Genomic DNA, 24949 nt, shown 5'->3' on the forward strand with positions numbered 1-24949 from the left:
CATAAGACATGCCCGAAGCGCCCCCGTCCGCAAGGCTGCCTGAAACCGGCTTCTGGCTGTCAGGCGTGCTTTCATTGGTTCTCGTCGGCGCTTGCCTAGCCGCCTATTTGCAAGGGGGTGGCTCGCTCGAAGCGGTCCGGTTCATCGGACGGTGGACCATTCGGGTTGCGGTCGTCCTATTTTCGCTGGCTTTCATGGCGGCAGCGTTGGCTTCCTTGTTGCCAGGTCGAACCACGAAGTGGCTGCTCGAAAACCACCGAAACATCATGGTCGCGTTCTCGGTTGCTTTCGCCCTGCACCTATGTGCGATCGCTAGGTTCTTTTCGCTGGATCAAGGACTGTTTTGGTCGGTTAGCCCTGTTTTCTTGATCGTACTGCGAGGCATCGGCGTCGCTTTCATAGTGCTCACATTGTTCGCATCTCTAGGAGGCGGGCGGCGCGAGCGTTGGACTTGGCTGACCGCGCTCGGGTACTATTACGTCTGTGGCGCATTTTTGGCCGGCTTTGCCAAGCGGATACCACAAGATCATTTCTACATTGCGCCGGTCGCACTGTTGTCGTTGGCGTTGGTGGTGAATTTGCTGTCGGTGGTCAAGCAGCGCAATATGCGAGCGTCACAGCGGTCAATCGGGTCCAGCGACCACGAATGAGCTGCTTTCAGCGAAGTCGGATCGACGGCACATATCCATTCCGGCCCGCCGCTTAGCGCCTCAAAGTACCGACGCGTCCACCACGGCGTCGATCAGCGCAGGCTCGGCCGGCACCTGTCCGTCGAGCATCAACATGGCGAGGCCATGCACCAGCGCCCAGGATTTCAGCCGCCGCATCTCCCGCAGGCGCGCGGGCATATCCGGGCCATAGAGATCATCCAGCGCGCGCACCAGCATCGTCATGCCGTCTTCAGGTCTGCCTTCGGCGCAGGGCTCCGGAGCGCGGACAGGGCCCGCTCCCGGCTGTGCCATCATCAGCCGGAACAGCGCAGGATGGGCGAGCGCAAACTGCACATAGGCCCGCCCCATGGCCACAAAGGCCGACAGGGAATCCCCCTTGCCAGTCATCGCCTCCCGGAACGCTCCGGCCATCATCCCATGGCCTTCCATGCAGAGGGCGCCCAGAAGGGCCGCCTTGTCCGGAAAGTGGCGATACACCGCCGTCGCCGACACCCCGGCATTCCGCGCAATCTCGCGCAGGCTGAGCGCGTCTGCCGGGCCTGACCCGATCAGCTTCAGCCCTTCCGCGACCAGCGCCGCCCGCAGGTCGCCATGATGGTAGCGGTTTTTCTCCGCGCCCATGTTGACAGTGTTATCATTCTCGGTCATGTTGTCACCGTAAACATTGTTCCCGTCATCCGCAACCTGTCTGCTTCAGAGGAGCCCCCCATGCCCAGCCCCGTCGAGACCGCCATCCGCAGCGTTGTTACCAAAGGCATCATGGGTGTGGCGGGCTTCAACCGCGCGCACCGCAAATCCAGCGCGCCCAATCCTTACCTCACCGGCATCCATCAGCCGATGGAAGCCGAATACACCCTGACAGACCTGAAAGTGACCGGGGCCATCCCGCCTGCGCTGAATGGTCTCTACCTGCGCAATGGCCCCAACCCTTTCAGCCCGCCCAATCCGGCCACCCATCACTGGTTTGTGGGCGACGGGATGCTGCATGGCGTGCGCCTGGAGGGCGGCAAGGCGCTCTGGTATCGCAACCGCTGGGTCCGCTCACCGGAGATCAGCGAGGCTCTGGGCGAGCCGCCCGCCCCCGGCCCGCGCACACCCGCTGGTTCTGAAAGTCCGAACACGAATGTCGTCGCCATGGCCGGGCGCATCTGGGCACTGGTTGAGGCCGGCGGCCTGCCGGTGGAAGTGTCCGACACGCTGGAAACCCGTCTGCGCAGCGATTTTGGCGGCCTGCTGCGCAAGGGCTTCACCGCCCACCCCCACCTTGATCCGCTGACCGGCGAAACCCACGCCATCTGCTATGGCGCGCAGGACCACACCACGGTCTGGCATACCGTCATCTCCGCAGATGGCACCGTCCGGCGGCACGAACCCATCGCCGTGGAAAACGGCCCCTCGATCCATGACTGCATGATCACCCGCAACTATGTGATCGTGATGGACCTGCCGGTCACCTTCTCCATGGCCGCGCTGATCGGCGGGGCGTCCTTCCCCTATCGCTGGAACCCGAAGCATACCGCCCGCATCGGCCTCCTCCCCCGCGAGGGCAAGGGCAGCGACATCATCTGGTGCGCCGTGGAGCCCTGCTACATCTTCCACCCGGCAAACGCCTATGAAACCGAAGACGGCAAGGTGATCATGGATGCCTGCGTGCATCAGGATATGTTCGTGGACGGAAAAACTGGCCCCGACGGCAGCATCAGCGCCTTTGAGAGCCTGGAGATCGATCCCGCCAGCCGCAGCGTCACCCGCAGGATCATCGACGACGCCCCGCAGGAATTTCCGCGCCCGGATGAACGCCGCATCGGCCAGCCCTACCGCTATGCCTACACCGTCGCCCTGCCCGCCCATGGCGATCCGGGCTTCCTGGGCGACCCGCGCCTCTTCAAGCATGACCTTGGCGCCGGCACGCGCGAGGTCCACGATTTCGGCCCCGGCCACATGCCCGGCGAATTTGTCTTCGTGCCCGCCCATGAAACCGCCGCCGAGGATGAAGGCTGGCTCATCGGCTATGTCATCGACACCGCGGCAGACACCACCGACCTCGTGATCCTCGACGCGCAGGACTTCACCGGCCCGCCGGTGGCCAGCATCACCCTGCCCCACCGGATTCCCCCCGGCTTCCATGGCAACTGGGTGCCGCTCGGCTGACAGCGCCCGGCGCCTGTGTCGCAAACGCGCTTGATTGCCATGGCCCCCCGCCCCCGCTAAGAGCGCGGCCATGACCCGCGTGGCCCTCATCGATTACGGTTCCGGCAACCTGCATTCCTGCGCGCGCGCGCTCGCCGCCGCCGCAGGCGACGCCGCCGCCGTAGAGGTCACCGCCCGCCCCGAAGACATCCTCGCGGCCGAGCGCATCGTGCTGCCGGGCGTTGGCCACTTTGCCGATTGCGCGGGCGCGCTGCGCGCCATTCCGGGCATGGTTGAGGCCCTGGAAGAGGCCGTACTGCGCAAGGGCCGGCCTTTCCTCGGCATCTGCGTCGGCATGCAGCTGATGGCAGACACCGGCCTTGAGGATGGCGAAACCGCCGGTCTTGGCTGGGTGCATGGCATTGTCGAGGCGCTGGAGCCGGCGCCCGGCCTGCCCGTGCCGCATGTCGGCTGGAACGAGCTGATGATCCCCGCGCCCCACCCCGTTCTCTCGGGCCTCGGCGAGCGGCCCCACGCCTATTTCACCCATTCCTACGCCTTCCGCCCCGAAGACCAGGGAGAGGTCGCCGCCTGGACTGACTACGGCGCCCCGCTCGCCGCCGCCATCGCCCGCGACAACCTCTTCGGCACGCAATTCCACCCCGAAAAAAGCCAGCGCCTCGGCCTGACGCTGCTGGCAAACTTCCTGGAGTGGAAACCTTGACCTTCTAGCCCCCTCTCCCCTGGGAGAGGGGGTTGGGGGTGAGGGCGCGCAACACCGCCCCGCCGCCCCCGGCCAGACTGTACCACCCCCTCACCCCTGCCCCTCTCCCGAGGGAGAGGGGTTCAAGCAGAAGACGCACCCCATGACCTTCACCCTCTATCCCGCCATTGACCTCAAGGACGGCGCCTGCGTGCGCCTGCTGCGCGGGGAGATGGACGCGGCCACCGTGTTCAACACCGATCCCGGCGCCCAGGCCCGCGCCTTCCATGAGATGGGCTTCACTCATCTGCATGTGGTGGACCTCAACGGCGCCTTCGCCGGCGAACCGGTGAACAGGGCGGCCGTCGAGAGCATCCTCAAATCCACCCCCGCCCCGGTTCAGCTTGGCGGCGGCATCCGCACGCGCGCGCAGATCGACGCCTGGCTCGAGGCGGGCATCTCCCGCGTCATCCTCGGCACCATTGCCCTGCGCGATCCTCAGCTCGTCAAGGACGCCGCCCGCGCCCTGCCCGGCCGCATCGTCGTCGGCATAGACGCGAAGGATGGCATGGTCGCCGTGGAAGGCTGGGCCGAAACCAGCGACATGCGCGCCACCGAGCTCGCCAAGGCCTTCGAAGGCTGCGGCGTCGCCGCCATCGTGGCGACAGACATCGGCCGCGACGGCCTCAAGACCGGCGTCAATGTTCCGTTCACGGCAGAACTCGCAAACGCCGTCTCCATCCCCGTCATCGCCTCCGGCGGCGTCAAAAGCGTAGACGACATCCGTGCCCTGAAGGCCAGCGGCGCCCCCATCGCGGGCACGATTTTGGGGCGGGCGCTTTATGATGGGGACATTGTGGCGAGTGAGGCGATTGGGGCGGCTTCACATTAAACACTAGTCAAGATTTGAGAGAGCTTCTTTTATCGCTGGAACGTTCTTCAATCTGATGGCTTCATTCAGAGCTTTCCATTCTGCCGCCTTATCTCCAAACCAGCCAGTTTCTCCTATTGCCTCGATCATCTGCTCCACTGTTCGAGATTTACGAAGCGGCCTTGGAGCAAAAAGCTGGATTCGCTGGATTGCAGCTTTGATGCCATCCGTATCTGCGGCCTCAGCCTGCAGCATTGGCCCTTGAGCAACTTGTAGAAGTTTTCTCTTCACTCGCTCCAATCGACCGAGATCCTCCTGAGAAAACTCTGGGGATGGGCGCACCGACCTAAAGCCGAACCGCTTTGTATTTGTCCAATTTGAATTCAGTTCGGTTAGAAGAACACTGTCACGAACTGATAAGTAAGTCTTATAAAGATCACCGAATTCTTGGCGGAGCCGCGCTGCCTCCTCCTGCGCAGCAAGCCCAGCTACAAATGCAAAAGTCCTCTGCGCTTGAAGACGTCGCCAGTTCTGAGAGAATGCAAATATTATCGGAGTAACTACCAAGACCGCAAAGGCAGTCGAGAAGTTTGAACTTAGCACGAACCAGCCCATCGCACGCGCGGTGCTTAGTTCAAAATCGTTTATGGACGCATCGCAAAACAAAAGCCAAATGGTCATAGCAAGAGAGGCTATCAGAAGCCCCCACGCCAACCATTTGAGAATTTGCCTATCTGCCTCTTTGAAGGCACTCCATGTTTTTATCTGACCGCGGAGATCGCTGGCGTTCTCAGGTCTGGTTAAAAGCACGCGTTCGTTCTCTTGAATAAGACCCGAATGATGCTCAAAGTCTTTCGCACGAAGACCGTCTCTTGAGCCAAACACCCCTGAAGCTGCGCAAACGATCATTGTGATGAACAGCCAAAGCCAGCGCTCAAAAAGTCCCGCTTCATCCCATTTTGACTTGCTATGTGTGTCAGAGATTTTTTCAGCGGTTATCTCTTTTCCATCCTGTTCCTTCGCCCTGTCGACACACGTCGCCAAGCTTTCTGTAACCGGATCATTTCCCACAGGTAGTATCTGCACGTTCAAATTGGCGCGCGGCAATAACTCTCGAGCCACAGAGCAGAAATCTAGGCCGCAGTCGGGTGTTTGGTGCCCGTCTGTAATGATGAAAACATCAGCGGGATTGTCGCCTATCTGCGTAACAGCAGATGCGAGAGCATTCCCCAACGGGGTGTAATCGTTGTTTCCAGAAACAACGAATTCCCGAACACTGTCTGATGCAGGCACCGGGTTTGCGATTGTGATCGGATGAGAGCAGAAATCCCGATTAGGAGCTTTGAAATAGGTTCTCGAAACTGGGGCGTTGGGGTTGATCGCTTTTATTTTTTCTAGGGTTTTGGAGACTTCCAATTCAGCCTTGTTTGCAATCGTCCGTTCATTCATCGAGCCACTTGCATCTATGAGAAAGTAAGTGACCCTCTCCGCAGGCGCGTGTGCATCAACTACCTGCGCCAGCGAAACCGAAGAGAATGCCGCGACAACAGCGACAAGTAGGGCGAACCTGCGCATGTAACACTCCGAATACGGAATCATGTTCGCAGAATGTTCTGGCCGATTCCTGGATTCGTTCAAGTGGAATCTGCTGCTAGCTATTATCGAAGACGGCGCGACTGAGGAGGGCGGAGAGGCTTTCCTGGCCCGTTTCGCGGCAGAGGCCGAGGCTGATGGTGACCCTGCGGGTCAACACGTTAGCAAGCCCCTTCGTAGGGTGGGTTAGGCGAAGCCGTAACCCACCATCAGATCGTGCGGCTTGAAAACGGTGGGTTACGGCTTCGCCTAACCCACCCTACGGGCACGGAACAGCCCCTCCCCTCAACCTTGGCACGCATCTCGCATAGCGCCTGCCATGACCCCGCAGCGCCCCAAACGCCCGTCTGAGAAAACCGCGCAGGATCTGGCGCAGGAGGCCGGGTTTCAACTGCTGGTGGGCCAGATGCGCCAGGCCCGCGCCGCGCAGGCGCGCTTTGCCGGGCGGATGGCGGCGGTCTTCACCGGTGCCGGCATCGCCGCTGTTTACCTCTTCGTCTCCAGCCTCTCCAAATAGGCCGCGCCCCCACGCCGCCTTGCCAGGCGCGCGCTTTTCTGGTGCCCTCCCCTGCCTCCCCCTGAAGTTGTCCGCAGGTTTGCCAGTGAAACGTCCCCTCGCCTTCCTGATGGCCGCCGCGCTGCTGGCGATGCCGCTTGCCGCCCCCGCCGGGGCGCAGGGCGTGCTGGTCGCCACAGCGGCGGAGTTGACCGCGCAGGCAGAGACGCTCCAGCCGGGAGACTGGGTCTGGGCGCCTGCCCTCTCCCCGGCCGGCCCGGTCACCGTCTTCGTGGACCTCACCCGCCAGACCGCCACCGTCTATCGCAATGGCGTGCGCATCGGCGTCTCCACCATCTCCTCGGGCAAGCCCGGCCATGAAACGCCCACCGGCGTGTTCGTCATCCTCCAGAAGGACGCTGACCACCGGTCAAACCTCTATGACAACGCGCCCATGCCCTATCAGCAGCGCCTCACCTGGGATGGCATCGCCCTGCATGCCGGCGGCCTGCCCGGCTATCCGCAAAGCCATGGCTGCATCCGCCTGCCGCTGGAATTTGCCAAACGCCTCTTCGGCGTCACCGAAATGGGCGGCACGGTCATCGTTTCCGGCATCGCCGGAGAGCCCGCGATCACGCCCGCCGCGGGCCTGCTGGCGGCCGAAGGCCCCGGCGGCGTGCCGCTGGACCATGCCCCGCTGGCCGGCGACGAGCTTTACCGCTGGATGCCGGAAACCGCCGCCGATGGCCCGCTCACCCTCGTCATCTCGCGCCGGGATCAAACCCTGGTCGCCCTGCGCGGGGGCGCCGAAATCGGCCGCGCGCGCGTCTATGTCCCGCAGGAAGAAACCGCCACCCATGTGCTGATGCTCAGCCAGGCCCCCGGCGGCGTGCTACACTGGATCCAGTTGGAATTGCCCGAAGGCAAGCCCGGCGCGCCGGTGGCGGTCCTGCCTCCTCCGTCGCCGGATGAACTGGCCGATCAGACGCTGCTGCCGCCCGCCTTTGCCGCGCTGCTGGAACCCCTGCTGCTGCCGGGCACAACCATCCTGATAACGCCTGACGCCCTCGAGGAAGGCTCCGGCGGCCAGCAGCTCACCATTGTGGATGCCATCGGCTGAGCGCCGGCAAATTCGGCCAGCGCCCGAAAGTCTTCCTCAGCGCGCCGAAGAAAGCGGCCGCCGCAGCCGGCGCCGCGTGCGCAGGGCGTGCGCCATGTCGCTTTCCCCGCTACTGGGCACGCTGCTGCCCACATCCAGCCGGGACAATCCCGCCGCCAGCCGGGCGAGCGTTTCGGCCTCGTCATTCTGCAGTCTTGCGGCGGTTTTCCGCTCTGTCTGTTTCATGTCCATGTCTGTCTCCTGGTGCTTACTTCGTCAGTTCGCTCGGTCGAGATCAGCCTCCCGTGACGTCAATATAGGTCAGCGCGCCGCCCCTTCCCACCCCGCACAACCTTAAGGATTGTTTGCATTCGCCCCGCTTTGGCGGCAAAGGAGCGCCATGCTGAAAACGCGCATCATCCCCTGCCTCGATGTCAAAGACGGGCGCACCGTGAAGGGCGTCAACTTCGTCGACCTGAAAGACGCCGGAGACCCCGTCGCCCTTGCCCGCGCCTATGACGCGGCCGGCGCCGACGAGCTCTGCTTCCTCGACATCACCGCCAGCCATGAAGGCCGCGGCACGCTGCTGGAAACCGTCAGCCGCACGGCCGAGGCCTGCTTCATGCCGCTCACCGTGGGCGGCGGCGTGCGCTCAGTGGAGGATATGGTCGCCCTGCTGCGCGCGGGCGCCGACAAGGTGGCGATCAATTCGGCCGCCGTGGCAGACCCGGCGCTGATTTCCGCCTGCGCCGCCAAGGCGGGCCGCCAATGCGTCGTCGTCGCGATTGATGCTCGCGCGGTGGATGACCACTGGGAAATCTTCACCCATGGCGGGCGCAAGGCCACCGGCATCAACGCCGTGGAGTTTGCCCGCGAAGCGGCCAGGCGCGGCGCCGGCGAAATCCTGCTCACCTCGATGGACCGGGACGGCACAAAGTCCGGCTATGACATCCCGCTCCTCAAAGCGGTGTCCTCCGCCGTCACCATCCCCGTCATCGCCAGCGGCGGCGCGGGCAGCGTGGCAGACTTCGCCCCCGCCGTACTTGAAGGCGGCGCCAGCGCCGTCCTCGCCGCCTCCATCTTCCACTTTGGCGAAGCCACCCTGGCAGACGCCCGCGCGGCGCTGGCCGACGCGGGCGCGCCGGTGCGCACCCTCTAAGCCCCTCTCCCGCGGGAGAGGGGTTGGGGTGAGGGCATCCCGCCCCATCCGCCCTGCACAAACTTTAGAGCTCAGCTCCCCCTCATCCCCAACCCCTTCTCCCCGAGGGGAGAAGGGGCTTTGAGGGTTACTCCGAAAACACCGGCTTGCGTTTCTGCATTTCCGCCATCACCGCTTCCATCTGGTTGGGTGTACGGATCACTTTCTTCTGCTCGTCGCTTTCCATCTGCAGCAGCTCGGCATCGGTGCTGTCGGCCATCGCGTTGAGCAGGCGTTTGGCGCCCTGCATGGCAGCGGGGTTCTTGCTCGCCATCAGCTTGGCCAGCCACAGCGCGTCTTCCAGCGGCGTCTCGGAAACCTTGGTGGCAAAGCCCAGCGCATGGGCCTCGGTGCCCTTGAACTCGCGGTTGGTGTACGTCAGCTCACGGAGCACATCGTCACGCACATTGCCGCGCCAGAGCGGGAAACCTGCCATGTCCGGCACCAGGCCCCATTTCATTTCCATAATCGCGCAGCGCGTATCGGGGTGAATGATGCGAATGTCGGCGCCCGAGAGAATCTGGAAGCCACCGCCAAACGCCACGCCATGGGCCGCCGCGATCACCGGCACCGGCAGCTCGCGCCAGCCCCAGGCCACATATTGGGCGAGGTTGGCAATGCCATGGCTGCGGTCGCCCAGATTGGAGGTCACATTCCCCTGCCCCGGCTTCTTGTCCTCGCTCGCGGCAAAGTTCGAAAGGTCGAGGCCGGCACAGAAGGCCCGCCCCTCGCCCGACAGCACCACCACACGCAGGCCCTTGGTGGCCTTCAGCGTGTCGATGGCTTCGGCAATGCCGGCAAACATCGCGCTGTCGAGCGCATTCATCTTGTCGGTACGAGTCAGGCGCACATCGGCAACGCCGTCATCCAGCAGGGTAATCGAAACGCGGTCTTTCATCTGGGCTTCCTCCGGAACTCTCACGATGAAGCTGGCGCCCTTCCGCTGGGGACGTCAAGCGGGCGCGCGACGCGAAAGTCCCCTCGCCCCGCTCGCGGGGAGAGGGGGTTGGGGGTGAGGGCCCCTTGCCCCTTCTCGCCCCGCTTCGATGGCGTTAAAGAAACCCCATGACCGCCAAAGCCCCCCTCGCCTCGCCTGCGCGCCTCAGCGCTGCCCTGACGCATCTTGCTGAAACCATCGATGCGCGCGCCCTTGAGGGGGACGCCGCTTCAAGCTGGACCGCGAAACTCCTCGCCAGGGGCCCGGACGCCGCCGCCTCCAAGGTGGCCGAGGAGGGCGGGGAGCTGGCAGAGGCCGTCCGCCGCGAGAGTGATGAGCGCGTGGCGAGTGAAGCGGCGGATGTGCTCTACCATGTCTTCGTGGCCCTCCGCGCGCGCGGCGTCGCGCTCGATGCTGTGGCCGCCGCCCTGGAAAAACGCCAGGGCATTTCGGGCATCGCTGAAAAGTCTGCCCGCCCGGCCAAGGACTGAAAAAACTCCAACGGCGTTGGAGTTTCTGGGGTCACGGTTGGAGTTTTTTTGGAGGGCCGTTGGAGTTTTTTCGCGCCCTTATCCACGGGATAAGCGGGCGCCTCCCCAACCCCCTATCCAACACCCTACATGTCCTTCGGAGGCTTCAGGCGGCGCTTGGTCTGATGGGCCTCGGCCTTCTCGCCATCGGGCTTCTCGCCGCGCATATAATGGCGCTGCCAGCGTTCCTTCATGGCGTTTTCCTCGCCCGATTTGAGCCGCGTGTTGAAGTCCGCCCGGCTCTCGCGCCAGCCTTCATATTCCTTCACCAGCTCCGGATTTGTCTTCAAAAGCTTGCGTTCCGGGGTGATCTCTTCCAGCCGCTTGTGTTCCATAAGCGTAATGAAAGCAAAGGGTTCGCCCTTCTTGAAGATCACCTCGCCCGGCCGCGTCATCTGCCAGTTCATGGTGAAGGGAAAGGGCAGCCAGTCGGTCTCCACAAGGCCCGTCAGCGGCGCAATGCCGTCCTTGGGCCAGTTGGGCGCGCCCGTCACCCACACGCCCCAGCCCGGCGGCGTGCGGAAAAGATGGCCGGTGTGGAAGGTCACGATGCCCCGCATGAAATGCGCGTCCGCAAAGCTGGGGATAGCGCGCGGATCGCCCGTCGTCAGAAGCTCGATGTCCTCATTCCGCGGCCCGCCATTCCATTTGATCTTGATGTCCATCGGGCAGAGAATTTCCCATCCCGTGGAGTTCGCCATCGTCAGCGGCAGGCACCGGTAGGGGTGGCGATCGGTGAAGGCATCCATCCAGTCCCGGTCAGACCGGCCAGGCACGATCTCGGGCGCAACGTCGTAAATCTTATAACATTCAAGGCGCATGGGCTGGGTTTCCGCTTCCTGGCTGCTTGACGGCAAGGCAAAGTCCTGCCCCAAAGGACACCATGCCTGCAAGCCCTGATGACCTCTTCGCCTATCTCGCCGCCCTCGGCATCGCCCACGCCACCACCTGGCACGAGGCGATGTTCACCGTCGAGCAGTCAGCCGCCCTGAAGGCAGACATGCCGGGCGCCCACACAAAAAATCTGTTCCTGAAAGCCGCTGACGGCGACCTCGTCCTGATCGCGGCCGAGGCCCACAATCAGCTGAAACTGAACCAGCTGCACCGGAAGATCGGCACAAAACGCCTCTCCTTCGGCGCGCCCGAACTGATGACGGAAGTGCTCGGCGTCACGCCCGGCTCGGTGACCGCCTTCGCCCTGATGAATGACCGCCCGGCCCGCGTGCGGTTCCTTGTCGACGCGGTCCTTGCTGGGGCAGACATCGTGAATTTCCACCCGCTGACCAATACGGGCACCACCGCCATCAACCAGGCCGATTTCCGCCGCTTCGTGGAAGCCACCGGTCACAGCTTTGAAATCGTGGATTTTTCCGAGCTATGAAGCGGAAAATCCCGGCCAGCGGGTGGCTGGCCGGGATCTGAAAACTGGACAGCGTGGTCCTCGTTACGCTTTCGCGTGGGCCGTCTCCGGCTTGATCACGCCGCGATTGAGCAGCTCTTCGGCAATCTGCACAGCATTGAGGGCGGCGCCCTTGCGCAGATTGTCCGACACGCACCAGAAGGCGAGGCCATTGGGCGTGGTGGGGTCATTGCGGATGCGGCTGATATAGGTCGCCCACTCTCCCACACACTCTTTCGGCGTGATGTAGAGGTCTTCCTTGGGATCATCGACCACCATCAGGCCGGGGCTTTCGCGCAGCAGGGCGCGGCATTCATCGGCGGTCATATGGCCGATGGTCTCGATGTGAACGGCTTCGGAATGGCCGACAAAGACCGGCACGCGCACGCAGGTGGCGACCAGCTCGATGCTCTCGTCGACGATCTTCTTCGTCTCGACGCGCATCTTCCATTCTTCCTTGGTGTAGCCGTCCTCCATGAACACATCGATCTGCGGGATGAGGTTAAAGGCGATCTCCTTCGGGAACACCTGCGGCGCGGGCTCGTCATTGACAAAAATGCCGCGCGTCTGGTTCCAGAGCTCGTCCATGGCTTCCTTGCCGGCGCCGGAAACAGATTGATACGTCGCTACGACCACCCGTTTGATGCCAACAGCATCATGGATAGGCTTCAGCGCCACAACGAGCTGGGCGGTCGAGCAGTTGGGGTTAGCGATGATGCCCTTTTTCTTGTAGCCCATCACGGCGTCAGCGTTCACTTCCGGAACGACCAGCGGCACATCCGGGTCCATCCGCCACTGGGACGAGTTATCGATGACAATCGCGCCGGCCTTGGCGATCTTCGGTGACCAGACCTTCGAAACAGAGCCACCGGCCGACATCAGGACGAGATCGACCTTGCTGAAGTCGAACTGTTCGAGGTCATGGCATTTCAGCGTGCGGTCGCCATAGGAAACTTCCTTGCCGATGGAGCGGCGCGAGGCGACGGCATAGACTTCATCGGCCGGAAACAGCCGCTCATCGAGAATATTGAGGAGTTCCCGCCCGACATTGCCTGTGGCGCCGACAACCGCGATGCGTGTGCCCATGATAATCTCCTCTTATGCTTGCTCGCGGGCTATATGGCCCATCTCGCCCGCATCTTAAAGCGGCTTGTGCAATTCCCCCGCGTCGGGCAGGACAGGCCCGGGCTTAACTGGGTGGAGCTGGCAACATGCTCGACGAGATCATTCGCAAATATATCGCCGCCTATAATGAGCGGGATATCGACGCCATGCTGTCCTATGTGACCGAGGATGTGGTGTTCGAGAACATCTCCAACACCGGCCAGTCAATGCGCCTGGAAGGCAAGGACATGATGCGCCAGGTGGCGGAAGTTTCCGGCAATGCCTTCTCCTACCGCCGCCAGCGGCTGATCAATCTCGTCTCCGGCGCCGGCAAGGCCGCTGCAGAAATCGAATTTGAAGGCCGCGCCGCCGTTGACCTTCCGACCGGCGTGAAAGCCGGCCAGTCGGTCAAGGTGCGCGGCGCGAGCTTTTTCGAGTTCCGCGGCCCCCTGCTCTGCCGGATTGCTGATTACAGCTAGGCCGGGAAGCGGGCGTCATATTCCGACCGCAAGCGGACCCAGTTGTCCCAGTGAGGCGCTGGTTTGGTGCCGCCAAGTTTTGCTTCCAGAACATCCACATGCGCATGCCAGCCGGCGGAGACGCTGAGCAGGACGTCGCGCGTCGGCGGGCGGCGGTGGGTGATGGTGAGGAGCGTATCCGCTCCCTTCTCGGCCAGTTCGAACAGGACATCCGACTGGACACCCCAGCTGATGAACAGGCGGCGCGGCGGCTCCACTTCGAGGATCTTGCAGGTCATGCGGTTTTCAGCGCCCATGCCCTCTGGCCGCGCGCCCGGCGGATCGGTCAGCTCATCATTGCGCCAGATAAATTCAAACTCTGTGCCGGGGGTAAGGTCCATTTCGCCCGAGGCGAGCCATTGGCGGCGCAGTTCGCTCTGCGTGAGATAGTCCCAGACGCGGGCGACCGGGCCAGGCAAAAGGCGCTCAAGCTTGAGGACCGTCGGCTCAATGAGTTGGCCGTAGGCGGAGGGTTTCGTGGTCTGGGTCATGATTTCTTTCCTTTGGGAGGCAAAGCGCTGGCATCTACCTCGCGCAGCAGGCGTTCGAGGGTATCGAGGCGGCCAGTCCAGAAACGTTCATAGAAGGCAAGCCAGGACGAGGCCTCCGCGAGGGGGCCGGGTTCAAGATGGCAGACATGGGTGCGCCCGCGCACTTCGCGGCGGATAAGCCCCGCCCCTTCCAGCGCCTTGATGTGTTTCGAGGCCGCAGCAAGCGACATTTCGAACGGCTCGGCAAGCTGGCTGACGGTGCGGGAACCTTCGGTCAGATCACGGAGCATGTGGCGGCGGGTAGCGTCTCCCAAGGCGTGGAAGACGGCGTCGAGGCGGGGAGCATCTAGTTCAACCATGTGGTTGAATATAGACGCCTCACCCCAATAGTCAACCATTTGGTTGAATTTATATCAGCCCGCCGCTTTCAGCATTGGCCGGCGCAATTCCGGGCTGAGCCCTTCGCCCATCAGATCAATGAAGTTTTCCGAATAGAAGCCGGTGATCTGGGACGGCGTGCATCCGGCAAGCGTTTCATCAAACCGTTTCAGCGGGTTCCGGCCGCCCTCGACATGCGGATAGTCCGACGAGAAGATGCAGATCTCGTCGCCAGCATTCCGGATGATCCAGCCGGCATCCTCATGCGGATAAGGCGCAGCGCGGAACTGGCGGCGCACGATTTCGGAAGGTTTCGCAGAGAGCTTTTGCAGGCGCTCCTCATTGCGAACGAAAGCATGCGCGGCCGAGTCCATGGACCGCATCCATCCGGGCACCCACGCGGCGCCAAGCTCGATCGCGCCCCATTTCAGCTTCGGGAAGCGGTCAAACACGCCGTCGAAGATCAGCGTGGCAAGCGTCTGCATCGCGGCGTTGGGAATGGGCATATAGGAAACGGAGGTGAAATTGTCGTCGCCGCCATGGAAATCCGGCACCGGCGGAAGCCCGTTCTCCTTGTAGACCGGGTTCATTTTCTCCTCTCCGCCCACATGCAGCAGGATCGGCAGACCCGCCTCCTCTGCCATGCGCCAGACCGAATCAAGACCGATATGGCTGGGCGAATGCTTCTGCGGGCAGAGCGAGGGAACCATCAGCGCCTTGGCGCCCAGCCTTATGGCAAGTTTCGCCGTTTGCTCCGCCCTCTGAAAATCCTCCAGCGGCACATAGGCGACCGCCAGAAGCCGTGGGTCGACCACGCAGAAGTCCGTCATCATCCGGTTATGCGCATCAGCCGCTGCGTAGCAAAGCTCCATGTCGTCTGACTGGTCGAGCCCGAAATTGCCGAGGCAGAATGTGGTGAAGACAAGCTGGCTCGCAAAGCCGAGCCGGTCGAGTGCCGCTGGCCGGTCTTCGCGCCGGAATGCGCCGAGCGCCTCATAATTCTTCTTCAGCAGGATGGCCTCGCCCGCCGCTGCCCGGTAGGCGGCGTCTTCATGCCGGGCGCGTTCCTCATTCATCCAGCGCGCGTGGGAATGTTTCTCTTTATAGACCGGCAGCGCGTGATAGCGCTCCAGCAGTCGGCGTTCGAAATAGGGATCGAGCACATCCGTCATCTCCATCAGATGACTGTCAGCATCATGGATCAGCCGCCCGGCAGCATAAGACATCGCTTGGTTCCTCCGCTCTTCTTTTGAGCGGAGGATGTCACAAGGCAGATGGAATGTCCAAATCCAGACCAGGCCGTCAGATCAGAGCGCGGCGAGGATCGCGTCGGCCATCTGTCGGGTTGTCAGGTCCCCGCCAAGGTCGCGCGTGCGAGCGCCCCTGTCGAGCGCCTTGCCAACAGCCGCAAACAGCGTGTCAGCGGCTTTTTCCTTGCCGAGGGACCAGCGCAGCGCCATTTCCAGCGACAGGATCGCCGCGCAGGGGTTGGCGATACCCTGGCCAGCGATGTCAGGCGCCGATCCATGGACCGGCTCATAAAGGCCCGGCGTGCCCGGCGTACCAAGTGAGGCCGACGGCAGCATGCCGATGGACCCTGTCAGCATCGCCGCCTCGTCGGAGAGAATGTCGCCGAAGAGATTGTCCGCCAGGATGACATCAAACTGCTTCGGCGCCCGGACAAGTTCCATGGCGCAGGCATCGGCGTACATATGGGAAAGCTCCACACCGCCGCCGAGCGCGGCATGGGCGAGTGTCACTTCCTGGCGCCAGAAGAGACCCGATTCCATGACATTGGACTTCTCGACCGAGGTGACACGGGCCTTGCGGCCACGGGCGATCTCGAAAGCCACGCGGGCGACGCGCTCGATTTCCGGATGGGTATAGACGGCAGTATCATAACCCCGGCGCAAGCCGCCCTGCTCATCAATGCCGCGCGGCTGGCCGAAGTAAACGCCGCCCGTCAGTTCCCGGACGATCATGATGTCGAGGCCCTCGACACGGTCCTTCTTCAAGCTGGAGGCTTCCACCAGCGCCGGAAAGCAGAAAGCCGGGCGCAGGTTTGCGAAGACATCCAGACCCTTGCGCAGGGCAAGCAGGCCTGCTTCCGGCCGCTTGTCGCGCCCCACGCTGTTCCATTTGGGACCGCCCACGGCGCCAAGCAGAACCGCGCTCGCCTTGCGAGCGCGGTCCAGAGTTTCTTCAGTCAGCGGCGTCGCGTGCGCATCGAAGCTGGCGCCGCCAACGAGCCCCTCCTCGATCTGCACATCGGGCACAAGCGCCTCAGCAATACGCCGCGCCTGCGCAACAACTTCGGGGCCAATGCCGTCGCCCGGCAGCAGAAGGAGGGTCTGTTTCATGGGAAATCAACGCCTGCAATGTTTCAACATTGCGGCGGGTCTTACTGCCAGGCAGCCGATTAATCAAAAAGAATTCGGATCGACATTCTGTTTTGCGCTTGCGCTGGCGGCTTCGGCCTGAGCGGCCTGTTCCTGATCACGCTTTGCCCAATCGGAAACCGTCCGGCATTCACGCTTGGCAATTTTAGAGCCGGTAATATCGAGCGCGCGGCACTCTCTCTCTTCATTTGCGGCCATGCCGTCTGGTGTGCCGGCGCACGCAACTACTGAGAGCATGGCGATGAGTGGCAAACTGCGCAGTGTAGAACGAACCATAATTCCCCGCTTTCTGAGTGAAAAATATTGTAGGAAACACAGTTTGCCAGGGCAACGGATAATCGTTGCTTCCTTCCTTTTATGGACTGGAAAATTATTCCAACGGCGAACCGGACCCGCACTGCCGGAATATTCATCAGCAAGTTGCCAAAAGCCGCCAGGCCACTGCTCTTGAAAAATCAGCGCGCCCGTTCCAGCCAAGGCGTCGACAGGCGGCGCTGATCTTCGAACCGGTCGATCTCGGAGGCCGCGGTCAGCGAAGCGCCGATTTCATCAAGGCCTGCAATCAGGTTCGATTTGCGGCCAGGATCAATGTCGAAGCGATGCACCTCGCCCGAGGGCGTCGTCACCGTCTGGGCCTGCAGGTCTACCGAAAACACATGGTTGGGACCGCCCGCTTCCGCCACGAGTTTTTCGCAGACCTCTGCCGGAAGACGGACGGGCAGGATGCCGTTCTTGTAGCAGTTATTGTGGAAGATATCGGCAAAGGACGGCGCGATGATGCAGGTGATGCCCTGATCTGCCAGCGCCCAGGGGGCATGTTCGCGCGAGGAGCCGCAGCCGAAATTCTCGCCCGCGATCAGAATGCTCGCCTTGGCGTATTGCGGACGGTTGAGCACGAAGTTGGGGTCTTCGGAGCCATCGGGCCGCGTTTTCAGCTCATAGAAGAGGCCCTTTGCCAGACCGGTACGCTCGGTCGTCTTCAGGAACTGTTTGGGGATGATCATGTCGGTGTCGACATTGGACATGGGCTTGCCCTTGTCCATGAGCGGCGCGGCGGTTCCATCAAGGCGTGTAAAGGGGGTCATGGGCTGAGCTTTTAAACCGTCTCGTGGGCAATGAACAAGGTCGGCACGTTCATAGTACCGTTGCGGATGGTGAAGACCCGGCTGCCGGGCTTCCTGCCCTTGCGGATTTCAGAAATATCAAAGCCGCTGCCGGAGAGGCGCTTGTGAGCCGCCTCGATATCCTCGACCGCCCAGGTCAGCCCCCAGAAGGTATCGGGCCGGGAGGTATCCTCAGGCTCGGACAGTCGCCGCGCGACCTCAATCGTCAGCCCGCCCGTGCGGAAAAAGATCAGGCGCACGCCCCAGTCCGGGTTGGTCCGGTCCATCGCCAGCCGCAGCCCGAGCTTCGCGCCATAAAAGGCGAGCGCCCGGTCAGGGGCAGCGGTGTTGACCACCGCATGATCGAGGCCGTGGACCGCATCCGCCGCCGCGGGCGCCGGTGAAAGCACGCCCTCCCCCGGCTCGACGATGAACACCTTGATCCCGCCAGCTTTCTCGTCGGGGAGGCGCAGGCTCTGCGACTGGCGCTGCGCCCCAGTTTCAGAATGCGTGGACTGTCCTTGCGTGACGGCACCTGGCTCGAGCCCCCGGCGAAGGAACGTCTCGCGGTCTGCCGTAAGGCCATCGCTGCCGAAGGCGAGCGTCGTCAGCCCCGGCCCGTTCGCCTCGATCAGCTCTGCAAGACGATCACCCAGCGGCCCCTCCCCGGCCGGGGCCAGCAGTTCGAGCGAGGTATTGCCAAGGCGGAACAGGGCCGAAGCGCCACCCCCTTCCACCTCTGCCCGCCAGTCTGCCTTCCGGCCCAGAAGCCGTTCATAGACCGCCACGCCGGAGTCGATTTCCGGGCAGAGCAGCACCAGATGGTCGAGTCCGGTAATCACGGCGCTTTTACACTGGCTTGTGGCAGGCAATCCTGCGGCCCCTTGAACCCGGCAAGGTCTTCCACACGGCCCATCCATTTGCGGACATTGCCGACCCCCTGCAGGTCGATCTGGGCCTGACCGGTATAGGCGGTGATGCCATAGATATCGAGGTCAGCAATCGTAGCGCCGCCGCCGACCAGCCAGCTGCGCCCGGCAAGCAGGCCGTCGAGCTCCTTCAGCGCGCCAAGCGCCGATTGCAGGTTTGCCGCCTGAACCTCCTCCGGAAACTTGAAGAAACCCAGCTTCACCGCCCGCGTGCGATAAATGCCAGTGGTAAGTGGGCCTGCGCCCCAGAACTGCCATTCGCGCGCGCGCAGGCGCTCAGAACGATCCTTGCCGCCGAACTGGCCTGTTTCATCGGCGAGGTAATCAAGGATCACCGAAGACTGGGAAAGACAGATGTCTTTCTCATGATCATCCAGCACCGGCACCTGACCATAGCGGTTCTTCGCCAGGAAGGCGTCCGCCTTGTGCGCGCCGGCCCGCAGATCGACATGCTCGTAATCATGCGGCGTATTGGTCAGGCGCAGCATCAGGCCGACCTTGTAGGTCGGCCCCGACGGCCACATTCCGTGAAGTGTGTAGCGCGCCATCGGGTTCCTCCAGTGATGTGTCTGCTGGCGGCACTTATCCACCAGCTGCCGGAGATTGGCGAGCCCTGCCGCTGCGAAGCCCCTGGCCGGTCAAACCCCGTCGAAAAGGGCGGTCGAAAGGTAGCGCTCGGCAAAGCTCGCCAGGATGACGACGATGGTCTTGCCCGCCATGTCCGGCCGCTTGCCGATGCGAACGGCCGCGGCCGCCGCGGCGCCCGACGAGATGCCGCCCGGGATTCCTTCGGTCTTTGCGAGCTTGCGGGCTGTCTCGAACGCCTCATCGTTGGAGACCTTCACGATCTCGTCGATGAGACCGGTATCGGCATTGCCCGGGACGAATCCGGCGCCGATGCCCTGGATCATGTGCGGGCCGGGCGCGCCTCCGGAGAGGACCGGCGAGGCTTCCGGCTCGATCGCGAACATTTTCAGGCTGGGCTTGCGCGGCTTCAGGACGCGGCCGACCCCGGTGAAGGTGCCGCCCGTGCCGATGCCCGAAATTATGGCATCAACGCCGCCGGCAGTATCGGCCCAGATTTCCTCGGCAGTGGTCTTTTCGTGGATCGCCGGGTTTGCCGGATTGTCGAACTGGCTGGGGCTGACCGCGCCGGGAATTTCGGCAAGCAGTTCCTTGGCGCGCGCGATGGCGCCGCCCATCCCCTTCTCTTTCGGTGTCAGCACCAGCTCTGCGCCGAGATAAGCGAGCATCTTGCGCCGCTCGATCGACATCGATTCCGGCATGGTGAGGATCAGGCGATAGCCCTTGGCGGCGGCGACAAAAGCAAGGCCAATGCCGGTATTGCCCGACGTTGGCTCAACCAGCACGCCGCCGGGCTTCAGCTTGCCGTCTGCTTCAAGGCCCAGGACCATCGCCAGACCGATCCGGTCTTTCACACTGGCGAGCGGATTGAAGAATTCGAGTTTGAAGAGAAGATCTGCCCCGACGCCTTCGGCCTTGGCGAACTTCTCGGCGCGAACCAGCGGCGTGGATCCGACCGTTTCAAGGATCGAGCCATAGACCCGCCCGCGTGGGCCATCCAGCGTAACACCGCCCTCAAGCTTGACTGTTCCGGTCATGACTTTCTCCCTTCAGATCTTTTCTGAAGGGAGAATATCGGGCCGCGCAGCCGGAATGGCAACCAAGGCAGCGTTTAGCGTATCTAAAGGCTGATCAGCAGGTCGCGCAGCTGCCGCCCACGGATTCCAGTAGTCGGGCGTCCTTGTCCATCGCCGGGTTGGCGGTGGTCAGCAGGCGGTCTCCCACGAAGATCGAGTTGGCGCCGGCCAGGATGCAGAGCGCCTGACCTTCCGGGCTCATGGTTTCGCGGCCCGCCGAGAGGCGCACCCAGCTTTTCGGGAATACGATGCGGCAAACCGCAATCGCGCGGGCGAGTTCCAGCGTGTCGAGCTCTTCGCTGTTTGCCAGCGGTGTGCCTTCGATGGGCACCAGCTTGTTGACCGGAACGCTTTCCGGATGGGGGCTCAGCAGGGAGAGTTCATGAATGAGGCCCACCCGGTCAGCGCGCGACTCGCCCATGCCGAGGATACCGCCGCAGCAGAGTTTGATGCCGGCCTGACGCGCGCGGCCCAGCGTTTCGATCCGGTCGTCAAACGTCCGTGTCGTGACGACCGTGCTATAATACTCTCGCGAGGTGTCGAGGTTGTGATTGTAATAGTCAAGGCCGGCTTCTTTCAGCGCTTCGGCCTGGCCTTCTTCCAGCATGCCGAGCGTCACGCAGGTTTCGAGGCCTTCAGCTTTGACGGCAGAAATCATTTCGGCGACTTTGGGCAGGTCACGGTCTTTCAGGGAGCGCCAGGCGGCGCCCATGCAGAACCGGTCAGCGCCATTGGCCTTTGCGCGGCGGGCGGCGTCGACGACCTCTTCCACCGGGAGCAGTTTTTCAGCCTTCAGGCCCGTCTTGAAGCTCGCCGACTGGCTGCAATAGCCGCAATTCTCGGCGCAGCCGCCGGTCTTGATCGACAGGAGCTGGGATTTCTGCACGGCCCCATCTGCCCAATGGGCAGCCTTCACGGCAAGCGCGCGCGCAAAAAGCTGATCGAGGGGCAGATCATAAATGGCCGCGATTTCCTCGCGGGTCCAGTTCTGGCGGGGGGTGAGGTCAGAAGACGTCATGAAATGATCCTGATCAGTTAACAGATTATCCGAGGACGCCGTTGATGGCGGCCCGGGCAGCCAGTGCGGGGCTCATCAGATGGGTGCGCCCACCCCTGCCCTGCCGGCCTTCGAAATTGCGGTTGGATGTGGAGGCGCAGCGCTCACCCGGCGAAAGAATGTCCGGGTTCATGCCGAGGCACATGGAGCAGCCCGGTTCCCGCCACTCAAAGCCAGCTTCCATCAGAATGAGATCGAGCCCTTCGGCTTCCGCCTGGGCGCGCACGAGGCCAGAGCCCGGCACCACCATGGCGCGCACGCCCGGCGCCACCTTGTTGCCTTTGGCAACTTCGGCGGCGGCGCGCAGATCTTCGATCCGGCTGTTGGTGCAGGAGCCGATGAAAACACGCTGCACCGGCGTTCCGGCAATCGGCTTGCCGCCTTCAAGGCCCATATATTCCAGCGCGCGCTCGCAGGCGGCCCGCTTGACCGGATCGGCAAAATCCTCCGGCTTCGGAATAAGGCCGGAGAGGGGAATGCCTTGTTCCGGGCTGGTGCCCCAGGTTACAGTCGGCTCGACTTCTTCGCCCTTGATGTGGATCACCGTATCGAACACGGCACCTTCATCAGAGAACAGCGTGCGCCAGTATTTCTCGGCGACCTCCCAGGCCCCGCCCTTGGGCGAAGACCGGCGGCCCTTCATGTAGTCGAACGTCACGTCATCCGGCGCGATGAGGCCTGCGCGGGCGCCGCCTTCGATGGAGAGGTTGCAGAGCGTCATGCGGCCTTCCATCGAAAGCGCGCGGACAGCTTCGCCGCGATATTCGATGACATGGCCCGTGCCGCCCGCTGTGCCGGTGATGGCGATGACATGCAGGGCGAGATCCTTGGCCGTCACCCCGTCGCGCAGGCGGCCGGAGACTTCCACCGCCATATTCTTCATCTTGCGGGCGCGCAGGGTCTGCGTGGCCAGCACATGCTCGACTTCCGAGGTGCCGATGCCATGGGCCAGCGCGCCGAACGCGCCATGGGTGGAAGTGTGGCTGTCGCCGCATACGATGGTCATGCCCGGCTGGGTGCGCCCCTGCTCCGGGCCGACCACATGCACGATGCCGTTATTGATGTCGCCCATCGGAAAGAATTCGATGCCGTGTTCGGCAACGTTCCGCGTCAGCGTTTCAAGCTGGTTGCGGGCTTCAGGGTCTTTCACGCCGGCAAGGCCGAGGGACTGGTTCTCGGTCGGGGTATTGTGATCGGCAACGGCCAGCGTCAGCTCCGGGCGGCGCACCTTGCGGCCGGCGGATTTGAGACCTGCAAAAGCCTGAGGCGTCGTCACCTCATGGATCAGGTGAAGATCGATATAAAGGAGGCTCTCGCCCGACTGCGCGTCGGTGTGGACGACATGGGCATCCCAGATTTTGTCGTAGAGCGTCTTAGGGGACATTTCGGCCTCTCACTTTCGCGGCGCACCATAACGCTGACGCGCACATAGGGAAGCCTTGCCCATGCGAAAACGCCCTCCACGAAGGGAGGGCGTTTCACATAGCTGATATGTTTCAGCCAGAAGCTTACGCTTCACCGCCCTCGGCGGGAGCTTCTGCAGCGGCGGCGGCTTCAGCCGCAGCGGCCTCGGCAGCAGCAGCGTCAGCCTTGGCCTTGTCGGCGCGGGCCTGGGCAGCGGCTTCCTTGCGGTTTGCCTTCTCTGCGTCTTTCTGGCGGCGGCGCTCGGTTTTCGAGACAGCGACTTCCTGCACCTCGATGCCGTGACCGGTCGTACGCTCGGCGATACGGGCGCCTTTGCCGCGCAGGTCGCGCAGATAGTAGAGCTTCGCGCGGCGGACGCGGCCCTTGCGGAGCACTTCGATCGAGTCGATCAGCGGGGACACCAGCGGGAAGACCCGCTCAACGCCTTCGCCGAAGGAGATCTTGCGGACCGTGAAGCTCTCATTGATGCCACCGCCGGAGCGGGCAATGCAGACGCCCTCATAGCGCTGGACGCGCTCACGGTCGCCTTCCTTGATCTTCACGTTCACGGCGAGGGTATCGCCGGGCGAGAATTGCGGAATTTTCTTGTCGCCGAGGACACGGGCCATTTCGGCGGTCTCAAGCTCTTTAATCAGGTTCATCGCCAGTCTCCGGCGCAGTAGGGGTCGGGGTTTCGGAGTAAGCGGCGTATAAATCGGGGCGGCGCTCAAAAGTCAACGCCTTTGAGCGGCTGATTCGCCACTCTTCTATCCGCCTGTGGTCGCCGGACAGCAAAACTTCCGGGGTCTTGTGGCCTTCCCACTCTCTGGGGAGGGTATATTGGGGGTATTCAAGCAGGCCATTCTCGAAAGATTCCCCTGTAATTGAAGCAGAATTTCCCGCCACGCCGGGCAGAAGACGGATCGCGGCCTCCAGCATGGCCATGGCGGCGACATCCCCGCCTGCCAGGACGAAATCGCCGAGAGAAACTTCCTGCATATCCCGCGCTTCGATGGCGCGTTCGTCCAGCCCTTCAAACCGGCCGCAGAAAAGGATGACGCCCGGCCCGGCGGCCCACTGGCGGGCCATTTCCTGGTCAAACCGGCGTCCGCGCGGGGACAGATAGATGACAGGCCGGGACACTTCCTGGACAGTTTTGGACAAATCCGGACACTTCCGGACACTATCGACCGCTGCGGCGGCCACATCCGGACGCAGCACCAGCCCTGCCCCGCCCCCGGCGGGCGTGTCATCCACCTTGCGATGCCTGCCGAGGCCGAACTGGCGCAGATCGACCGTTTCGAGATCCCAGATGCCTTCGGCGCGCGCCCGCCCGAGGATGGAGGCGCCGAGGGGCCCCGGCCAGGCTTCCGGGATGAGGGTGATGGCAGTGGCCTTGAACATGGGCGGGGTTTAGCGGCGCTCGGACCGCCAGACAAATACCTTCTTTCCCAGGATACCCAATCAGCCACAAATATCGTTTCGGTTTCAGAACGATCCAGCCTAGGGTATATATTTGTATTATGGGAAGTTGGGGAGGCTGGGATGACGGTGAAAAGTGGTACTATGGCCCTTTGCGGGCTGATCATGCTGGGCGGGTGCGCGACGGTAAGTTTTGCCCCGCCGCGGGAATGGGCCGACGCTGCTGGCAAAGCGAAAACCCTGGATACTGGCCTGACCATTCTAGGTGATGCGACAAATGAATATTCGCAAGCTGCGAACGAACTCGCAAACGGCCGGCAGCTTTTTGATGTGCCGCTGTTTTTGGCCGCCGTGGGCGGCGCCACTGCGGTTGCGCTGGGGGCTAATGCCGATGTGGCTATTGGCGTCGGCGCGGTGAGCGCGTTGTCGACTTCCGGAAAAACATACTATCAGCCAACGGAGCGCGCCGCGATCTACACAGATGCGGTTTCAGCCTTCGCCTGCATGCAGCGAGAGACAATTGGCCTAAATGAGAACTGGACCAACGGGCTGAAACTTCGCGGGCTGTCCGACGCATCGCTCAACAACGAGCAGCGCGCATTTGAGCTTCTGATGAGCGCGATCTACGAAGTTGAGGGGACGGTCCGCACTCGCCTGGCGCAAAAAGGAAGTATCACGGACGCTGCGTCCATTGCCGCGCTGGTTGGCTTATACCAAGCCCAAATAGATGAAGCGGCGAAGAAAGACACGGCCGCACCCAGCGGGTTCGTTGCGCTCAACGCCAATGAATACCGTATCAATCTGGAAGCCCTGGCACCAAAGCTCTCGATTTGCGCGCTTCGGGCGCGGGGGTGAC

At 62.8% G+C, this 24949-nt stretch carries 30 protein-coding genes; 11 read left to right on the plus strand and 19 right to left on the minus strand.

Annotated elements, in window-relative coordinates:
• The first annotated feature begins 8 nt into the window (after positions 1–8).
• On the plus strand, positions 9–650 hold the full coding sequence (locus tag C0456_RS02125) for a hypothetical protein (RefSeq protein WP_291047774.1): 642 nt from the start codon (positions 9–11) through the stop codon (positions 648–650).
• 60 nt (positions 651–710) lie between these two features.
• On the opposite strand, the gene C0456_RS02130 is transcribed toward C0456_RS02125, so the two are convergent.
• Positions 711–1319, minus strand: a complete 609-nt coding sequence (locus C0456_RS02130; RefSeq protein WP_291047775.1) for a TetR/AcrR family transcriptional regulator — start codon at positions 1317–1319, stop codon at positions 711–713.
• A gap of 60 nt (positions 1320–1379) precedes the next feature.
• Here C0456_RS02130 and C0456_RS02135 point away from each other — a divergent pair, with 60 nt between their 5' ends.
• The 3 genes from C0456_RS02135 to hisA all read left to right on the plus strand — a co-directional run bounded on the left by C0456_RS02135 (position 1380) and on the right by hisA (position 4396).
• On the plus strand, positions 1380–2822 hold the full coding sequence (locus tag C0456_RS02135; protein WP_291047776.1) for a carotenoid oxygenase family protein: 1443 nt from the start codon (positions 1380–1382) through the stop codon (positions 2820–2822).
• Positions 2823–2892: 70 nt separating this feature from the next.
• Complete coding sequence (gene hisH, locus C0456_RS02140) at positions 2893–3525, plus strand: imidazole glycerol phosphate synthase subunit HisH (protein ID WP_291047777.1); 633 nt, start codon at positions 2893–2895, stop codon at positions 3523–3525.
• A 142-nt stretch (positions 3526–3667) separates the two neighbouring features.
• Positions 3668–4396 carry a 1-(5-phosphoribosyl)-5-[(5-phosphoribosylamino)methylideneamino]imidazole-4-carboxamide isomerase gene (gene hisA, locus C0456_RS02145; protein ID WP_291047778.1) on the plus strand — a complete coding sequence of 243 codons (729 nt, stop codon included), beginning with the start codon at positions 3668–3670 and terminating at the stop codon, positions 4394–4396.
• A 3-nt stretch (positions 4397–4399) separates the two neighbouring features.
• On the opposite strand, the gene C0456_RS02150 is transcribed toward hisA, so the two are convergent.
• The gene (locus tag C0456_RS02150; RefSeq protein ID WP_291047780.1) at positions 4400–5974 is read right to left on the minus strand and encodes a vWA domain-containing protein; all 1575 of its coding nucleotides are present in this window, start codon (positions 5972–5974) and stop codon (positions 4400–4402) included.
• A 313-nt stretch (positions 5975–6287) separates the two neighbouring features.
• Between C0456_RS02150 and C0456_RS02155 the strand changes: the two genes are divergently transcribed.
• Both C0456_RS02155 and C0456_RS02160 read left to right on the plus strand, forming a co-directional pair.
• Positions 6288–6485: a hypothetical protein gene (locus tag C0456_RS02155; protein WP_291047781.1), complete on the plus strand. Its 198-nt coding sequence runs from the start codon at positions 6288–6290 to the stop codon at positions 6483–6485.
• 85 nt (positions 6486–6570) lie between these two features.
• On the plus strand, positions 6571–7584 hold the full coding sequence (locus tag C0456_RS02160; protein ID WP_291047782.1) for a L,D-transpeptidase family protein: 1014 nt from the start codon (positions 6571–6573) through the stop codon (positions 7582–7584).
• 36 nt (positions 7585–7620) lie between these two features.
• On the opposite strand, the gene C0456_RS02165 is transcribed toward C0456_RS02160, so the two are convergent.
• Positions 7621–7815: a hypothetical protein gene (locus tag C0456_RS02165; protein WP_291047783.1), complete on the minus strand. Its 195-nt coding sequence runs from the start codon at positions 7813–7815 to the stop codon at positions 7621–7623.
• A 148-nt stretch (positions 7816–7963) separates the two neighbouring features.
• On the opposite strand from C0456_RS02165, the gene hisF reads away from it, so the two are divergent.
• The gene (hisF, locus tag C0456_RS02170; RefSeq protein ID WP_291047784.1) at positions 7964–8722 is read left to right on the plus strand and encodes an imidazole glycerol phosphate synthase subunit HisF; all 759 of its coding nucleotides are present in this window, start codon (positions 7964–7966) and stop codon (positions 8720–8722) included.
• 127 nt (positions 8723–8849) lie between these two features.
• On the opposite strand, the gene C0456_RS02175 is transcribed toward hisF, so the two are convergent.
• The gene (locus C0456_RS02175; RefSeq protein ID WP_291047786.1) at positions 8850–9659 is read right to left on the minus strand and encodes a crotonase/enoyl-CoA hydratase family protein; all 810 of its coding nucleotides are present in this window, start codon (positions 9657–9659) and stop codon (positions 8850–8852) included.
• 167 nt (positions 9660–9826) lie between these two features.
• On the opposite strand from C0456_RS02175, the gene hisE reads away from it, so the two are divergent.
• Entirely contained in the window at positions 9827–10189 is a 363-nt protein-coding gene (gene hisE / locus C0456_RS02180; RefSeq protein ID WP_291047787.1) for a phosphoribosyl-ATP diphosphatase, read from the plus strand.
• 125 nt (positions 10190–10314) lie between these two features.
• Here the strand turns inward: hisE and C0456_RS02185 are convergent, their stop codons facing one another.
• Positions 10315–11049: a DUF6065 family protein gene (locus C0456_RS02185; RefSeq protein WP_291047788.1), complete on the minus strand. Its 735-nt coding sequence runs from the start codon at positions 11047–11049 to the stop codon at positions 10315–10317.
• A gap of 62 nt (positions 11050–11111) precedes the next feature.
• Here C0456_RS02185 and C0456_RS02190 point away from each other — a divergent pair, with 62 nt between their 5' ends.
• The gene (locus tag C0456_RS02190; protein WP_291047789.1) at positions 11112–11609 is read left to right on the plus strand and encodes a prolyl-tRNA synthetase associated domain-containing protein; all 498 of its coding nucleotides are present in this window, start codon (positions 11112–11114) and stop codon (positions 11607–11609) included.
• 63 nt (positions 11610–11672) lie between these two features.
• Here the strand turns inward: C0456_RS02190 and C0456_RS02195 are convergent, their stop codons facing one another.
• Complete coding sequence (locus tag C0456_RS02195) at positions 11673–12713, minus strand: aspartate-semialdehyde dehydrogenase (RefSeq protein WP_291047790.1); 1041 nt, start codon at positions 12711–12713, stop codon at positions 11673–11675.
• Between the two features lie 125 nt (positions 12714–12838).
• Between C0456_RS02195 and C0456_RS02200 the strand changes: the two genes are divergently transcribed.
• Positions 12839–13210 carry a nuclear transport factor 2 family protein gene (locus tag C0456_RS02200; RefSeq protein WP_291047791.1) on the plus strand — a complete coding sequence of 124 codons (372 nt, stop codon included), beginning with the start codon at positions 12839–12841 and terminating at the stop codon, positions 13208–13210.
• On the opposite strand, the gene C0456_RS02205 is transcribed toward C0456_RS02200, so the two are convergent.
• The 13 genes from C0456_RS02205 to trmD all read right to left on the minus strand — a co-directional run bounded on the left by C0456_RS02205 (position 13207) and on the right by trmD (position 24075).
• On the minus strand, positions 13207–13740 hold the full coding sequence (locus C0456_RS02205; RefSeq protein ID WP_291047792.1) for an SRPBCC family protein: 534 nt from the start codon (positions 13738–13740) through the stop codon (positions 13207–13209). The genes C0456_RS02200 and C0456_RS02205 overlap by 4 nt on opposite strands.
• A complete protein-coding gene (locus tag C0456_RS02210; protein WP_291047793.1) occupies positions 13737–14099 on the minus strand; it encodes a helix-turn-helix transcriptional regulator in 363 nt (120 codons plus the stop codon). The genes C0456_RS02205 and C0456_RS02210 overlap by 4 nt, the downstream gene beginning before the upstream one ends.
• Before the next feature lie 54 nt (positions 14100–14153).
• Entirely contained in the window at positions 14154–15344 is a 1191-nt protein-coding gene (locus C0456_RS02215; RefSeq protein ID WP_291047794.1) for an amidohydrolase family protein, read from the minus strand.
• Positions 15345–15425: 81 nt separating this feature from the next.
• Positions 15426–16478: a 3-isopropylmalate dehydrogenase gene (gene leuB / locus C0456_RS02220; RefSeq protein WP_291047795.1), complete on the minus strand. Its 1053-nt coding sequence runs from the start codon at positions 16476–16478 to the stop codon at positions 15426–15428.
• A 63-nt stretch (positions 16479–16541) separates the two neighbouring features.
• Positions 16542–16994, minus strand: coding sequence for a hypothetical protein (locus C0456_RS02225; RefSeq protein WP_291047796.1), 453 nt, complete (start codon positions 16992–16994; stop codon positions 16542–16544).
• A complete protein-coding gene (leuD, locus tag C0456_RS02230; protein ID WP_291047798.1) occupies positions 16973–17602 on the minus strand; it encodes a 3-isopropylmalate dehydratase small subunit in 630 nt (209 codons plus the stop codon). Before leuD ends, C0456_RS02225 begins: the two co-directional genes overlap by 22 nt.
• 11 nt (positions 17603–17613) lie before the next feature.
• Positions 17614–18462: a VOC family protein gene (locus tag C0456_RS02235; RefSeq protein WP_291047800.1), complete on the minus strand. Its 849-nt coding sequence runs from the start codon at positions 18460–18462 to the stop codon at positions 17614–17616.
• Entirely contained in the window at positions 18459–19097 is a 639-nt protein-coding gene (locus tag C0456_RS02240) for a glutathione S-transferase family protein (RefSeq protein ID WP_291047802.1), read from the minus strand. The genes C0456_RS02235 and C0456_RS02240 overlap by 4 nt, the downstream gene beginning before the upstream one ends.
• Before the next feature lie 90 nt (positions 19098–19187).
• On the minus strand, positions 19188–20171 hold the full coding sequence (gene cysK, locus C0456_RS02245) for a cysteine synthase A (protein WP_291047803.1): 984 nt from the start codon (positions 20169–20171) through the stop codon (positions 19188–19190).
• Between the two features lie 94 nt (positions 20172–20265).
• Entirely contained in the window at positions 20266–21228 is a 963-nt protein-coding gene (gene bioB / locus C0456_RS02250) for a biotin synthase BioB (RefSeq protein ID WP_291047804.1), read from the minus strand.
• Between the two features lie 25 nt (positions 21229–21253).
• Entirely contained in the window at positions 21254–22651 is a 1398-nt protein-coding gene (gene leuC, locus C0456_RS02255) for a 3-isopropylmalate dehydratase large subunit (RefSeq protein WP_291047805.1), read from the minus strand.
• A gap of 124 nt (positions 22652–22775) precedes the next feature.
• Complete coding sequence (gene rplS, locus C0456_RS20855) at positions 22776–23333, minus strand: 50S ribosomal protein L19 (RefSeq protein WP_367179189.1); 558 nt, start codon at positions 23331–23333, stop codon at positions 22776–22778.
• Complete coding sequence (trmD, locus tag C0456_RS02265; protein WP_291047806.1) at positions 23320–24075, minus strand: tRNA (guanosine(37)-N1)-methyltransferase TrmD; 756 nt, start codon at positions 24073–24075, stop codon at positions 23320–23322. Before trmD ends, rplS begins: the two co-directional genes overlap by 14 nt.
• Positions 24076–24216: 141 nt before the next feature.
• Here trmD and C0456_RS02270 point away from each other — a divergent pair, with 141 nt between their 5' ends.
• Positions 24217–24948, plus strand: a complete 732-nt coding sequence (locus C0456_RS02270) for a hypothetical protein (protein ID WP_291047807.1) — start codon at positions 24217–24219, stop codon at positions 24946–24948.
• The last annotated feature ends 1 nt before the right edge of the window (position 24949 follow it).

Origin of the sequence: Hyphomonas sp. (assembly GCF_013823385.1) — a bacterium.
Taxonomy (GTDB): domain Bacteria; phylum Pseudomonadota; class Alphaproteobacteria; order Caulobacterales; family Hyphomonadaceae; genus Hyphomonas.

Excerpts from the sequence above, each read along its gene's own strand:
- trmD (WP_291047806.1), bottom strand. The coding sequence starts at position 24,075 with ATGTTCAAGGCCACTGCCATCACCCTCATCCCGGAAGCCTGGCCGGGG.
- C0456_RS02150 (WP_291047780.1), bottom strand. The coding sequence starts at position 5,974 with ATGATTCCGTATTCGGAGTGTTACATGCGCAGGTTCGCCCTACTTGTC.
- cysK (WP_291047803.1), bottom strand. The coding sequence starts at position 20,171 with ATGACCGGAACAGTCAAGCTTGAGGGCGGTGTTACGCTGGATGGCCCA.
- C0456_RS02190 (WP_291047789.1), top strand. The coding sequence starts at position 11,112 with ATGCCTGCAAGCCCTGATGACCTCTTCGCCTATCTCGCCGCCCTCGGC.
- C0456_RS02270 (WP_291047807.1), top strand. The coding sequence starts at position 24,217 with ATGACGGTGAAAAGTGGTACTATGGCCCTTTGCGGGCTGATCATGCTG.
- rplS (WP_367179189.1), bottom strand. The coding sequence starts at position 23,333 with ATGAACCTGATTAAAGAGCTTGAGACCGCCGAAATGGCCCGTGTCCTC.
- C0456_RS02205 (WP_291047792.1), bottom strand. The coding sequence starts at position 13,740 with ATGACCCAGACCACGAAACCCTCCGCCTACGGCCAACTCATTGAGCCG.
- C0456_RS02125 (WP_291047774.1), top strand. The coding sequence starts at position 9 with ATGCCCGAAGCGCCCCCGTCCGCAAGGCTGCCTGAAACCGGCTTCTGG.
- C0456_RS02215 (WP_291047794.1), bottom strand. The coding sequence starts at position 15,344 with ATGTCTTATGCTGCCGGGCGGCTGATCCATGATGCTGACAGTCATCTG.
- C0456_RS02130 (WP_291047775.1), bottom strand. The coding sequence starts at position 1,319 with ATGACCGAGAATGATAACACTGTCAACATGGGCGCGGAGAAAAACCGC.
- C0456_RS02210 (WP_291047793.1), bottom strand. The coding sequence starts at position 14,099 with ATGGTTGAACTAGATGCTCCCCGCCTCGACGCCGTCTTCCACGCCTTG.
- C0456_RS02240 (WP_291047802.1), bottom strand. The coding sequence starts at position 19,097 with ATGGCGCGCTACACACTTCACGGAATGTGGCCGTCGGGGCCGACCTAC.
- C0456_RS02165 (WP_291047783.1), bottom strand. The coding sequence starts at position 7,815 with ATGGACATGAAACAGACAGAGCGGAAAACCGCCGCAAGACTGCAGAAT.
- C0456_RS02185 (WP_291047788.1), bottom strand. The coding sequence starts at position 11,049 with ATGCGCCTTGAATGTTATAAGATTTACGACGTTGCGCCCGAGATCGTG.
- leuB (WP_291047795.1), bottom strand. The coding sequence starts at position 16,478 with ATGAAACAGACCCTCCTTCTGCTGCCGGGCGACGGCATTGGCCCCGAA.
- bioB (WP_291047804.1), bottom strand. The coding sequence starts at position 21,228 with ATGACGTCTTCTGACCTCACCCCCCGCCAGAACTGGACCCGCGAGGAA.
- C0456_RS02155 (WP_291047781.1), top strand. The coding sequence starts at position 6,288 with ATGACCCCGCAGCGCCCCAAACGCCCGTCTGAGAAAACCGCGCAGGAT.
- C0456_RS02195 (WP_291047790.1), bottom strand. The coding sequence starts at position 12,713 with ATGGGCACACGCATCGCGGTTGTCGGCGCCACAGGCAATGTCGGGCGG.
- leuD (WP_291047798.1), bottom strand. The coding sequence starts at position 17,602 with ATGACCCCCTTTACACGCCTTGATGGAACCGCCGCGCCGCTCATGGAC.
- hisF (WP_291047784.1), top strand. The coding sequence starts at position 7,964 with ATGCTGAAAACGCGCATCATCCCCTGCCTCGATGTCAAAGACGGGCGC.
- hisA (WP_291047778.1), top strand. The coding sequence starts at position 3,668 with ATGACCTTCACCCTCTATCCCGCCATTGACCTCAAGGACGGCGCCTGC.
- hisH (WP_291047777.1), top strand. The coding sequence starts at position 2,893 with ATGACCCGCGTGGCCCTCATCGATTACGGTTCCGGCAACCTGCATTCC.
- C0456_RS02200 (WP_291047791.1), top strand. The coding sequence starts at position 12,839 with ATGCTCGACGAGATCATTCGCAAATATATCGCCGCCTATAATGAGCGG.
- C0456_RS02135 (WP_291047776.1), top strand. The coding sequence starts at position 1,380 with ATGCCCAGCCCCGTCGAGACCGCCATCCGCAGCGTTGTTACCAAAGGC.
- leuC (WP_291047805.1), bottom strand. The coding sequence starts at position 22,651 with ATGTCCCCTAAGACGCTCTACGACAAAATCTGGGATGCCCATGTCGTC.
- hisE (WP_291047787.1), top strand. The coding sequence starts at position 9,827 with ATGACCGCCAAAGCCCCCCTCGCCTCGCCTGCGCGCCTCAGCGCTGCC.
- C0456_RS02175 (WP_291047786.1), bottom strand. The coding sequence starts at position 9,659 with ATGAAAGACCGCGTTTCGATTACCCTGCTGGATGACGGCGTTGCCGAT.